Origin of the sequence: Tessaracoccus sp. OH4464_COT-324 (assembly GCF_003932855.1) — a bacterium.
Lineage (GTDB): Bacteria > Actinomycetota > Actinomycetes > Propionibacteriales > Propionibacteriaceae > Arachnia.
Genome location: NZ_RQYZ01000003.1, coordinates 81,540 through 93,718 on the forward strand (window position 1 = coordinate 81,540; position 12,179 = coordinate 93,718).

At 68.7% G+C, this 12,179-nt stretch carries 10 protein-coding genes; 1 reads left to right on the forward strand and 9 read right to left on the reverse strand.

Going from position 1 to position 12,179, the window contains the following annotated elements:
• Window positions 1-15: 15 nt before the first annotated feature.
• The 5 genes from lpdA to EII42_RS03215 all read right to left on the reverse strand — a co-directional run bounded on the left by lpdA (window position 16) and on the right by EII42_RS03215 (window position 6,910).
• Window positions 16-1,380, reverse strand: a complete 1,365-nt coding sequence (gene lpdA / locus EII42_RS03195; protein WP_125170677.1) for a dihydrolipoyl dehydrogenase — start codon at window positions 1,378-1,380, stop codon at window positions 16-18.
• Between the two features lie 10 nt (window positions 1,381-1,390).
• On the reverse strand, window positions 1,391-2,758 hold the full coding sequence (locus EII42_RS03200) for a dihydrolipoamide acetyltransferase family protein (RefSeq protein ID WP_125170678.1): 1,368 nt from the start codon (window positions 2,756-2,758) through the stop codon (window positions 1,391-1,393).
• Window positions 2,759-2,770: 12 nt separating this feature from the next.
• Entirely contained in the window at window positions 2,771-3,523 is a 753-nt protein-coding gene (locus tag EII42_RS03205; protein ID WP_125170679.1) for a DeoR/GlpR family DNA-binding transcription regulator, read from the reverse strand.
• A 102-nt stretch (window positions 3,524-3,625) separates the two neighbouring features.
• Window positions 3,626-5,224 (reverse strand): alcohol dehydrogenase catalytic domain-containing protein, encoded by a 1,599-nt coding sequence (locus EII42_RS03210; RefSeq protein WP_125170680.1) that lies wholly within the window; start codon window positions 5,222-5,224, stop codon window positions 3,626-3,628.
• 234 nt (window positions 5,225-5,458) lie between these two features.
• Complete coding sequence (locus tag EII42_RS03215) at window positions 5,459-6,910, reverse strand: ATP-binding protein (protein ID WP_125170681.1); 1,452 nt, start codon at window positions 6,908-6,910, stop codon at window positions 5,459-5,461.
• A 267-nt stretch (window positions 6,911-7,177) separates the two neighbouring features.
• On the opposite strand from EII42_RS03215, the gene EII42_RS03220 reads away from it, so the two are divergent.
• The gene (locus EII42_RS03220) at window positions 7,178-7,873 is read left to right on the forward strand and encodes a fructose-6-phosphate aldolase (protein WP_233558260.1); all 696 of its coding nucleotides are present in this window, start codon (window positions 7,178-7,180) and stop codon (window positions 7,871-7,873) included.
• 95 nt (window positions 7,874-7,968) lie between these two features.
• Here EII42_RS03220 and EII42_RS03225 read toward each other — a convergent pair whose 3' ends face one another.
• Genes EII42_RS03225 through EII42_RS03240 form a run of 4 tightly spaced genes read right to left on the reverse strand, consistent with a single transcriptional unit; the run spans window position 7,969 to window position 12,165 of the window.
• Window positions 7,969-9,234 carry a serine hydrolase gene (locus EII42_RS03225; protein ID WP_125170682.1) on the reverse strand — a complete coding sequence of 422 codons (1,266 nt, stop codon included), beginning with the start codon at window positions 9,232-9,234 and terminating at the stop codon, window positions 7,969-7,971.
• A gap of 5 nt (window positions 9,235-9,239) precedes the next feature.
• Window positions 9,240-9,764, reverse strand: a complete 525-nt coding sequence (locus EII42_RS03230; RefSeq protein WP_125170683.1) for an RbsD/FucU family protein — start codon at window positions 9,762-9,764, stop codon at window positions 9,240-9,242.
• Between the two features lie 15 nt (window positions 9,765-9,779).
• The gene (locus tag EII42_RS03235; RefSeq protein WP_125170684.1) at window positions 9,780-10,775 is read right to left on the reverse strand and encodes a LacI family DNA-binding transcriptional regulator; all 996 of its coding nucleotides are present in this window, start codon (window positions 10,773-10,775) and stop codon (window positions 9,780-9,782) included.
• Window positions 10,768-12,165: a rhamnulokinase family protein gene (locus tag EII42_RS03240; protein ID WP_125170685.1), complete on the reverse strand. Its 1,398-nt coding sequence runs from the start codon at window positions 12,163-12,165 to the stop codon at window positions 10,768-10,770. The genes EII42_RS03235 and EII42_RS03240 overlap by 8 nt, the downstream gene beginning before the upstream one ends.
• Window positions 12,166-12,179 lie beyond the last annotated feature (14 nt).

Below are 12,179 nucleotides of genomic sequence, written 5' to 3' on the forward strand. Positions count from 1 at the left end.
TCCTTACTTTCCTGCTCAGGCCTGCACTGCCCAAGCTGCCTCTCGGATGAGTTCACTGACGGTGGGGTGCGGGATGACGACCTGACGCAGGTCGGTCACGTCCAGCTCGGTTTCGATGACGGAGGTGGCGCCCCAGATCATTTCCGACGCGTAGGGCGCCAGCACGTGCACGCCGAGCACCTGCTTCGTGTGCTTGTCTACGACGATCTTCGCCGCCGACGGCAGGCCGAGGCCTTCCTCCGCCACCAGCCGCCCGGACATGTAGCCCGGCACCGTGGCCGTCACCACGTCGCGCCCGGCCTGCTTGGCCGCCGCCTCGGTGAGGCCGACGCCGGCCGCCTCCGGGATGGAGTACACGGCCCACGGCACCGCGTGCCAGCGCATGATCTCGCCCCTGCGGTGCGCCTGCGGGTCAAGGATGTTGGCCACCGCCACCTCGCCCATGCGGTAGGCGGAGTGCGCGAGCAGGGAGCGGCCGGTCACGTCGCCGACGGCCCACACGTTGGGCAGGTTGGTGCGCATCCGGTCATCGACGACGATGCCGGAGCGCGTCATCTCCAAGCCGGAGGCCTCCGCGCCCCAGCCGGTGAGCGCGGCCTTGCGGCCCACCGCCATGAGCACGCAGTCCGCCTCCACGGATTCGGCCTTGCCGTCGGGGGTTTCGTAGTGTACGGTGCCGCCGTCGAGGCTGGTCACCTTGCAGCGCATCTTGAAATCGACGCCGCCCAGCGCCTTGCGCAGCATCGGGGCCAGCTCGGGATCCATGTTGGGGATGATTTCGGGCAGCATCTCGATCACGGTCACCTGGGAGCCGAGCGTCGAGAACAGGCTCGCGAACTCGATGCCGATCACGCCGCCGCCGATCACGACGAGCCGCTTCGGCTGCTCGGGGATCGCGAGCAGCCCGGTGGAGTCGACGAGCTTCGGGTTGTTCTCGGTGCCGGGGATGGGCGGCATGACCGGCACGGAGCCGGTGGCGAGAATCACGTGGTCGGCGGTGTAGCGCTTGCCGTCGACGGTGACCCGGCCGGGGCCGTCGAAGTGGCCGTAGCCCTTGACGACGGTGACGCCCGCCTTCTTCTCTGCCTGCCCGACGCCGCCGACGAGGGTGGAGACCACCTTCGACTTCCACTTCTGCAGCTTCGACCAGTCGAGGCTGACGTCGCCTGAGATGCCGAACTGCTCGCCGTGGCGGGCGTGGATGTAGTTCTTCGCCGCGGCGAGGAGCGTCTTCGTCGGGATGCAGCCGACGTTCAGGCAGGTGCCGCCCAGCGACTCCGCCTCGACGAGCAGCGTCTTCTTGCCCGCGTGGCCCAGCCGCTCGGCGGCGATGTAGCCGCCGGGGCCACCGCCCAGCACGATCACGTCAAAGTCAGTCATGGTTTTCCTCTCAGCCCAGGACCGTGAACTTGATGTTCTCGACGAAGCGGACCAGATCCTGCAGGTAGCGGGCCGCGTCGGCGCCGTCGATCACGCGGTGGTCGGCGGTCAGGGAGAAGCCGATGCGCTGCTCCACGCCCACCGAGCCGTCGGCCTTGATCGTGGCGCGCGGGAAGATCGCGTCCACGCCCAGGATCGCGGTCTGCGGGGCGTTTAGGATTGGGGTGAAGCTCTCGATGCCGAAGCCGCCCAGGTTTGACACGGTGAACGTGGCGCCGTTGAGGTCGTCGGGGCTGATGTTTCCTTCGATGGCCTGGCCGGCGAGTTCCTTGCTGCGCTCGGAGAACTCCCGCAGCGACAGCTTCGACGCGTCCCGCACCACCGGCACCAGCAGGCCGCGCGGGGTGTCGCACGCGAAGCCCATGTGCACCGTGGAGAACGTGGTGAGCACGCCGTCTTCGAGGTAGGAGTTGTGCACCGGGTGTTTGAGGGCCGCCTTCACCGCGGCGAAGCCGACGAGGTCGCCGATGGTGATCTTGTTGAGCCCCAGCGCCGGATCGGATTCCTTCAGCTTCTTGCGCATCTTCAGCAGGCCCGCGGCGTTCGCGGTGGTGGTGTAGGTGAGCTGCGCGGAACCGGCGAGCGACGCCATCATGCGATCGGCGATCACCTTGCGGATGCCCTTGAGCGGGGTCTTGGTGGCCTCCTCTGCCGCGGGCTGTGCGGCCTGTGCGGCCTGCGCTACCGCGGGCGCGGCGGCCTCGGCGGCACCCGCGACGGGAGCGGCCCCCGCCAGGTCGGCGGTGGAGATCCGCCCGCCCAACCCGGTGCCCGCCACGTCGGAGCCGACCCCGCCGGCACGCGCGGCCGCTGCGGTGGCCGCGCCCGAACGCACGGCCGCCACCACGTCGCGCTCGATCACGCGCCCGTGCGGGCCCGAGCCCTCGGTGATGGTGTCGATGTCCACGTGCTCGGCGCCGGCGAGAGCGCGGGCGCGGGGGCTGGACGCCCCGTTCGCGGCGGCCCGGGCGACGGGTGCCGCCGGGGCCTTCTCCTCGACGACGGCCTCCTCAGCCGCCGGGGCCTCGGCCGCGTCGCCGCCCCAGCCCGCTTCCTTGAGCGCGGGCATCGGGTCCTCGCCGGGCGCGCCGACGACGAGCAAGGGGTCCTTGACCGGCACGTCGTCGCCCTCCGCCCAGAGCAGCTTCAGCACGGTGCCGGCGACGGTGGACGGCACCTCCATCGCCGCCTTGTCGGTCTCGACGTCACACAGGGTGTCGTTTTCCTTGATCTCGTCTCCCTCTTTCACGAGCCAGGTCGTGATGAGGCAGCTTTCGACGCTGTTGCCCAGCGCCGGCATGACGACGACGGTTGCCATTGGCAGTCCTTCCTAGACGATGCGAACCTGAGTGTGTTCCTTGAGGGCTTCCGCGGCCTCCGCGTTCAACCCAGAGTCGGTGATGATGCCGCTGATGTCCCTCAGCGACAGGAAACTGACGAAACCGGCCGAGCCGAACTTCGATGAGTCCGCCACGAGCCAGGTTTCGTCGGCGCGTTCGCGCATGCTCGTCGCCACCGACGCCCCTTCGACGAAGCGGGTGGTGAGCCCCCGCTCCGGCGAGAAACCGTCGGTGCCGAGGAACGCGATTCGCGTGTTGAACTCGCGCACGGTGCGCTCCGCGATCGGGCCGACGAACGACTCCGATTCGCGGCGGAAGAGCCCGCCCGCGAGGATGATGTTGAGGCCCGGGTTCATCCGGGCGTTGGCGAACACCAGCGCCGAGTTGGTGACCACCTGGACGCCGGAGCGTTCGGTGAGGTAGCGCACAATGAGGGCTGCCGTCGTGCCCGCCTCGATCATGACGGTGTCGTCGTCGGCGATCATCGCGGCGGCCGCGGCGGCGATGCGCTGCTTTTCCTCGACGTTCACGCGCTCGCGCTGCATGATCGTCTTGTGGGTGAGCGGCAGCGCGCCGCCGCGGGTGCGAACCAGCATGCCCTGCTGCTCCAGCTTGCGCAGGTCGCCGCGGATGGTGACCTCGCTCACGCCGAGGTCCTGGGCGAGGTTGGCCACCGAGGCCGAGCCCTCGTCGGAGAGCACGGTGAGGATCGCGGAGGCCCGTTCCTGGTGCTCTGCGCTCATCGTGCCCTCCTTCCTGCGGCCAACAGACCTTTCGGTACGCTTTCGATTCACTTTCGATGGCATTGTGTCACGCCGGATTCCGCTTTCGGTGCGCACCCCGCCTTACTGCGCGGTGCCCCCGAGCAGCGCCGCCTCGGCCCGGTTGGTCCACACGCCGTCGGCCAGCTCGGCGGCGACGTGCGGCAGCCGCTCGGCCAGCTCGCCAAGCCGCAGGTACGGCAGGTCGGTCAGCGACGGGAACACCATGATCTTGCCGCCCGACGTGCGGTCCATGACCGCCTGGATGGCGTCGGGGAAGCCTGCCATGCCGGTGATAGCGTCGAGGGAGATGTGGGTGTCGATGATGCCGTCTTCGATCTTCTTCAGCACCGTGCGCATGTCCGAGACATCGGAGCCGGAGGTGCCGAACATGAACACCCGATTCGCGATGACGTGGTTCAGATCCAGCTCGTGCGGGTTGCCGACGGGGATGCCCGCGAACGCGTTCACGATCGCCCCCTCGCCCGCCAGCTCGACGAGCCCGGCGACGATCGCCGGCACCGGCACCATGCACGCGATGTACGTGAAGCCGGGGGTGAGCTGCTCGTCGGCGGTGTTGACGTAGCGCACCTCGACGCCGCGCTCCGCCGCGCGGGGGTCGACCAGGGTGCGCAGGTGGTTGAGGCGGTCGGTGCTGAGGTCGGTGGCCGTGATCTTCAGGCCCTCGCGCTCCAGGACGGCGTTTCGGATGGTGTGCATCGTGCCCATCGGGCCGGCCGCGCCGATGATGGCGATGTCGTTGCCGTCGCGCACCTCGCCCGTGGCGGGAATCCACGAGTAGCCGTCTTGCGCGTCGGAGCCGGTGGTGCCGCAGATGCGGATGAAGTCGTAGTGGATGCGGCCGACGTCGACGCTCACCTTGCGCTCGATGCGGCCGCCTGCCAGCACGAGGCAGAGCACGCCGCGCAGCGTGAGCTTGTCGAGGAGGGCCTCGATGGTGGCGGCGTCGGAGCCGAAGTAGACGATGTCGTCGAACACCCCGTCGGCCTCCGCGGCGCTGGCCGCGCGCACGATCTCCGTCGGCGCGTGCTCGGCGACGAGCGCGTCCACGGAACCCTCGCCGACGACGAGCAGGCGGCCGCCGTCGGCGACGTGTGCGCGCTCCTTCCAGGCGTAGGAGCCCTCGACGGTGGCCCAGGGCTCGATCAGGCCGATGGCCGCCGCGGACGGGCCCTCGGCGACGTGGATCAGGAACTGCTCGCCGTCGGGCGCCACCACGCAGCGCTCGTCAACGACGACGTACTCCTGGAGTGCGCCGTCGAAGTTGTAGCCGAAGGCGGCGTTGGAGTTTGCGGTGCGGATGTGCTTCCAGTCGGCCTGGACCAGCACGCGGTCGCCCACCTTGAAGTGCTTCACCTCGTCCCCTGCGACGACGACGCGCGCCACCGGCTCGTGGCCGGGCGTGACCGGCTGGGCGCCGGGGTGGTACGACGGGATGCCGGCGAGCGCCTCCGCGTCGAGGCCTCGCGTCACCTCCGTCTTGCGCGGGTGCTTGTCGAATGCGTGCAGCAGCTTGGTGTCAGAGAAGCAGATGCCGCAGGCCTCCACCTTGAGCAACATCTGGGTGGGGCCCACCGGGTCTACGGGCTTGGCCGGGTTCACGATGATTTCGTCAGCGCCGACGAACTGGATTGCGTGCTGCGTCGCAGGAATCTCACTCACTTTGGCTCCCTTCGTTGGTACCCCCATCATAGGCCGACGAAGCTCCATTCGGAAGGTTTTCGAAAGCAAATCGAAACCTAAGCGAAAATCAATCAGTTGCGTTGAGCGCTTGGCTGCGCGCACCTCGCCGCCCCAGGGCCCATCACTCTACTCCACACTCTACTCATCACTCTACAGTGATGTGATGAGTAGAGTGTGGAGTAGAGTGTGGAGTAAGACGCGGGAGGCAAGCGCTCATTCCTTGGCCAACCGGTACCGCTGCCTACGGCTGGTAGCAGGCTCGGTGCGCTCGATTCTGCCCTGCTCAAGCAACGACGAGATCGCCCTCCTTGCTCCGCTCAAGGTCAGTCCTGTCACCGCCGCGAGGTCCCGGCTCGTCGCGCTGTGGTGGCGCCTGAGGTGCTCCAGCATTCGCTCGGCCGACGACTGGCCCGCCATCCCAAGCTCCGCCGGTTGCAGCCGTCGACGTTCGAACGTCAGCGCGAACCGGGTGGGTGAATCCTCCGGCACGGGCGCGGGCAACAGCTCCCGCTCCAGCTGGTTCAAGATCTCCTGATAACCAGAACCCCGGTTCTCGGCGACGTAGCCACCGTCGGGGAAAGGTGTGACCTCCAGCAGCCTGGACAGATGCTCGTTGCGCGCACTAGACAACCCCTCCCTCCCCAAACTAGCGATGGTCACCGTGCCAAACAGACCGCCAGGGTTCAAGACCTCCAACCGATCCGCGTACATGTTCAACTGCACCTGGGTACCCCGCGCCAGCGGGGAATAGTCCCTGTGCATCAACGCGTTGGTGAGCGCCTCCCGAACCGCGACCGGCGGGTAGTCCGGCAAGTCAACCCTGTAGGCCCCCTTCATCACCCCAGCCGTACGCATGTTCCTGACCACCGCCGCCAACCCGTCGGCCACCAGCACCGGGATCGGGCCTGCCAGGGTCCCCGAGTCGACGAACCGCATCCCTGATTGGGCGGAGGCCTTGGTGGACCCAGGGTACACGGCATAGGTGAGCGTCAGCCTTGGGAAGAACTGCTGCGGGTACTCTCCCAGGCACATCAAACCGGCGATCGTGGGGCGGAGCACCCCCTTGTCGTCCAAGACGAGGACCCGGAGCCGACGCAGGGCTTCCTCGTCGGTCAGCTTCGCGAACAGCCGCGGATGCAGGCTGCGCTCCCGTCCGAGAACCTCTGCCACGAGCGTGGCGTCCAGGTCCCCCAAACCTGCCTCGGGTACCGGCTCAAGATCCCACTTTGGCTGGCCCTGGTTCTCCACCATCCGGTCAATCTCATACGCCGACAGTTTCCGGTCCCCGTCATGCGTGCGGATGAACGATCCTGCGTACTTACCCCGAGCCTTCAGGTAGCACGGCTTGTCCCTCGGTTCCAGCACGGGAACTTCCGCAATGACAATCTTGGCCCCCTCCGCCAAAGTGGCCACCTCGATATCGGCGCGGACGGGTGGGTGCAGGTCGTCGGCACAGCAGCGGGCCAGCGCATCTGCCACCTCGCGAGCTTTGAAGCCTTCCGCCGGAGTGAAGGTCCCGTCCTCCAGCCCCAGCAGCACAGTGCCGCCGTTGGTGTTCGAGAACGCCGATAGAGACTCCGCGATGCTTTTCGGCAGCCGTTCCACGCTCGCTTTAACCTCGATACGCTGGCCGTCCACCCCCGCCTGCCGCAAGCCAGACAGCATTTCGTCAAGCTCACTCTCTCGCACAGCTCCTCCGTTCTCCAGCTGTTCCCCGCGGCTCTTCTGCCACACTTCACTCTACACTCTATAGTGATGTGATAAGTAGAGTGATGAGTAGAGTGTGGGGCCCAAGGACGTAAACACCGTTGCCCCATCCCGCTTATCACCGACAGACGCGTAGCAAGGACAACTCTCATCCTCGCGTCAGTCCCACCAGCCCGCCCTGCGCCCAGCCGGCGCGCGAGCGGTTCTAGGATGGGCACGAACACAATGCGAGGGAGCACCACCGTGGAAATCATGTTCGACACCGCGAACCTGCAAGACATTGAGCGGCTCATGCCGATCTACCCGCTCGCGGGCGTCACCACCAACCCGTCAATCCTCAAGAAGGAAGGCAAGCTCGACTTCTACGCGCACTTCCGCCGCATCCGGGAAATCATCGGCACAGACCGCACCCTGCACGTGCAGGTGATCCGCCCAGACCTGCAGGGCATCCTCGACGACGCCCACCGCCTGCTCGACAACATCGACGAGCACGTCTACCCCAAGATTCCGCTCACCGAAGCGGGCCTGGCCGCGATGCGCATCCTCAAAGAGGAAGGCGTCAAGGTCACGGGCACCGCCCTCTACTCGAAAGCACAGGGCTTCCTGGCCATCGCTTCCGGAGTCGACTACATCGCCCCCTACTACAACCGGATGCAGTCGATCGACATCGACACCGTCAGCGTGATCAACTCGCTCGCGCAGTTCATCCGCCGCACCGATTCGACGACGAAGGTGCTGGCCGCCAGCTTCAAGAACGTTCGCCAGGTCACCCACGCGATGGAGTCGGGCGCCCACGCAATCACCGTCACGCCGAAGCTGCTGCGCCAAGCCCTCGGGACGCCGACGATCACGAGCGCTGTCGATGTCTTCCTCGACGACTGGCGCGAAATCTACGGCACCGACCACCTGCCCGAGCGCTGACGGTCGCGCCCGGCAGCGGCAAGCCGCAGCCTTGCTGGGCCTCGGCCCGCCGCACCGGCGGAACTACCGCACCGGCAGAGTTTGGGAGATAGGTCCTAGCCCGCGACGAGCCGCACCGCTCCCGCGGCCAGCATGCTGGCGCAGCCCACGACGAGCGCGCCCGCCACGTCGGGCGCGAAGCGCAGGAGCCACGGCCACGGGGCGCCCGCCGCGCGCCGCAGCCCGACGAGCAGACAAATCGGCAGCAACGCGTGATAGGCCACCGCCACCGCGACACCACCCGGCACGAGCCCGACCCAGCCCAACCCGGACAGCGCCAGGAAAGCCGCGCACCCGCCGTTGACGGCCGCCTGCCGCAGGCGAGCCCCAGAGCGGCTGGCCGGGGGCGCGGACTCGTCGCCCAGCAGCAGCCGGATCACCCCCTCCGCGCACTCCTCCATCAGCGGAGTCGCGACGAAGAAGTCACAGATGTTGGCGAGCAAGACGAAGCCCAGCCCGGCCTCGGGCAACAAAACGAAGACGCTCGTGCCGCCGGGCACCTTCCCGACGTGCAGGTGCACCCGCTGCCCCCGGCAGCGCTTGCGAACCCAGCCCAGGCCGTACTCCCCGCGGTCGCCGAGCGGCCCAGCGACGGCGGGGCTGCCGTCGGCGGGCACCACATCGTTCAGCATCCGCTCCACCGAGTCGGCGGCCAGCAGGCGCCGGTCGCCCGCCAGCCCGCCGCGCAGCAGCATGGTCAGGTAGCGCCCCGCGTCCTGCGCGGTGGCGACGACCGCGCCCGAGGCGCCCTGAACCCAGGACCTCGGGCCCGCGTCGAAGGGTTTGCGCCTGAGCCGCAGGCCGAACAGCGACGAGTAGCCGGGCGCCACCGGCCGGCGCGGAGGGCACCAGCTCCGTGTCATGCGAAGCGGTCGCAAAACCCGCTCGGTGAACAGCGTCGCATAATCCCGGCCGGCGGCCTCGGCCAGCGCGGCGCCCAGCAGGTTGTAGTTCTGATTGGCGTAGCGGAACGAGCCGCTGCGGGTCCGCGACAGCCGGGCCGGGCGGGCGTCGGAGGTGAGCCCGCTGACGTGCCGGGCCAGATCCAGCAAGGTGGTCTCCGGGGGCAGGTTGACATCCGGCAGGTGGCGACGCACGGAATCGTCGAGCGCCACGCGGCCCTCCTCGACCAGCAGCATGAGGAGCGTGGCCGCCAGCGACTTACTCGTCGAGCCCAGCGTCACCGGGTCGTGCGCCGTCAGATCGCCGTGCTCGACGGTGACCCGCGTCCCAGCACAATCCACCACGTGCAGCACCGCGCCCGGCACCCCGGCCGACGCGAACGCCGCCCGCACGAAACTCTCCAGCTTCTCCCCGTCCATCCGTGTCACTCTCGCCCGGGGCCGAGCGGCGCCCTGCGAAACAGCGGCGACGCGCTCCACGTCCCAGAGCTCCCGCCCGGGGCCGCCTGCTGTCCGGGGGCGCGCACGCCGATCGTGAGCAGCAGGTTCGCGTAGATGCGGGCCTCGCCGGTCGCGATCACGACGGCCACGTCGTCGGCGCTGGCGGCCTTGTAGTAGTCCCAGCGCTTGATCTCCTCGAACTCGGTGTCCGGCAGCGCGGCCCGGTACTCGTCGTGAATCTCGATCTTGTCCGGCCGGTGCTGCGGCAGCGCGTCGTCGGCGGGCACCATGATGGCGGCCTTCTCGATGGGCACCGTGTGCTTCACCACCTCAAGCACATCCGTGGCGTTGATGAGCCCGGGCGCGAGGTTCAGGAAGATCACCGTCGAGCGGGGATTGGCGAGAGTCTCATGCGGGTAATTCGAATCCGCGATCAGAATCTTGGCCCCGTGCCCGGCGCCGGCGATGGCGCGCAGCAGCGGCGGATGGATCATGGGTCCGAAGATCATTGGTTGTTCCTTTCCTTAGGCGCTTTCTCGAATAATCAGCTCCGGCTCCAGCAGGAGCTGCTGGGGTTCCCCGCCGTCCAGCAGCGCGTCGATGCACTCGACGGCCCGCTCCCCCACCTGTAGGAACGGCTGCCGCACCGTGGTGAGCGGCGGCTGGTAGGCGTCGGCGGCCGACGTGTTGTCGACGCCGATGACCGCCACATCGTCGGGCACCCGACGCCCGACGCGCTGACAGTGGCTCAGGTAGCCGAGGGCCAGGTGGTCGTTGCCCGCGAACACGCCGTCGACGTAATCCGGCAGCTGCGGGCCGAGCCGCGACGCCGCCACCGCCTCCCACGAGTCCGCGTGGAACACCTCGTAGTCCAAGCCTAGCTCCGCCGCGCTGGCCACGAACCCCTCCAGGCGCAGTCGCGCGTCGGACCAGTCCTGCGGGCCCGCGATGTGTGCCAGCCGCTTCGCCCCCCGCTCGGCGAGCCGCCGCACCGCCAGCTGCGCGCTGGCCAGTTGATCAATGGCGACGCTCGACACCCGCTCCGGCAGGCCGTCCGTACGTCCCACATACACCACCGGTACCCGCTCCGCGATGGCTGTCAGCCAGGAGACGTCCTCGCTGGCGCCGCCCAGCACGATCACGCCGTCGGCCGTCACCGGGACGATGGTCTCCGGGTCGGTGTGCTCGCGCGCCACCGACGTCGACGTGGCGAGGCCCCGCTTGGCCAGCGCCTCGCAAATGGCAACGAAAGTCCTGGTCGTGCCGTGAAAGAGCGTCGCGGCGACGACGACGTGCACCGCGCCGATCCGGCCCGCCGACAGCGAGCGGGCGGCCAGGTTCGGTCGATAGCCAAGCTCCTCGACGGCGGCCAGCACGCGCTTGCGCGTGTCCTCCGCCACCCCGGCCGTGTTGCGCACCACACGCGACACGGTCTGAGCCGACACCCCCGCGATTTCCGCCACATCATGCAGCTTCACTCTGTCCTTGGCTCCCGGAGCCTGGCTACGCGTCCTACCCATGACGAGCTTCAAACCTCCGTGTCTTGGCTGTCCGGGCGATCACCGCGTTTCGGCTGATCGCTTCCAGAACCCCCATCGTCTCAAACTGCGCCAGCAGCGAGCCCAGCACCGACGCTTCCGCGGGCCCGGCGAGCACCGGCACCCCGGTCGCGTCCGCCGTCAGCTGGCACAGCAGCGCGTTGCGCGAGCCGCCGCTCACGACACTCAGCTGCTTGGGCTCCGTGCCGGTCAGGCGGGCGAGGTCGGCCAGGCCGCGCGCGTAGCGGGCCGCGAGGGACTCGCAGATCAGCCGCACGATCTCGCCTGGGGTCAGCCCCTGCACCCCCAGCGCGCCCTCGATGCGCTGCATCATGTGCCCCGGCGCCGCGAACTCGGGATCGTCCACGTCGATGACCCGGCCCAGGCTGGGCGCGCGCTCCGCGGCCGCCACCAGTTCGACGATGTCGCTCTCCGCGCCTTCGGCCGCCCACTGCCGCTGGCACTCCTGCAGAATCCACAGGCCGGTGATGTTGAACAGGGGGCGCACCCCGACGTCGGCGCGGGCCTCGTTGGTGATGCCCAGCCTGCGGGCCTCGTCGCTAAGCAGCGGCTCGTCGCGCAGCACGCCCAACACCGACCACGACCCGGAGCTCAGGAAGTAAGCGTCCTCGTCGGCCGCGCGCTGCAGCGCGTGCACGGCGGCCGCGGAGTCGTGGGCGCCTGCGCGCACCACCGTCAGCTGCTCCAGGCCGGGCACGGTGCACGGCCCCGCGACGGTGTGCTCAACCGTCAGCTCGCCCACCCAGCTGCGTGGGATGTCGAGCGCGTCGAACACCTCCTCCGCCCACTCGGCCCCGCCCGGGCGGGTGAGCCCGCCGGTGGAAGCGATCGAGCGCGACCAGCCGTACACGCCGGTGAGCAGGTAGGTGAAGTAGTCGGGCAGGAAGAGGATGCGGGCCGTCCGTGCGGCCACCTCCGGCTCCTCCTGCATGAAGGCGAACATCTGGTTCGCGGTGTTGATCGTGGCGGGAGCGATCCCCGTGGCGGCCCACGCCGCCTCGTCGCTCAACCGCTCGCGGAAGGCTTCCAGGGTGCGGGTGGTGCGCTCGTCGCGGTACGCGCGCGGCTCGACCAGCAGCTGCCCCGACTCGTCGAGCGCCGCCCAGTCCACGCCCCAGGTGTCGACGGCCACGCTGGCGGCGTCCGGGAACTGCGCCACCGCCTTAGCCAGGCCGGTTTTCACCTCGCGCCACATCACGTCGGTGTCCCAGATCAGGTAGCGCCCGCTGGGGCGCGCCTCGTGCTGGAACCGATACACCTCCACCTGCTCCACGTGGTCGCCGACGAGGGTACCGGCAATGATCCGCCCCGACGATGAGCCGAGATCCACGGCAAGGGCAGTTCGAGTCATGCTTACCTTCCTGA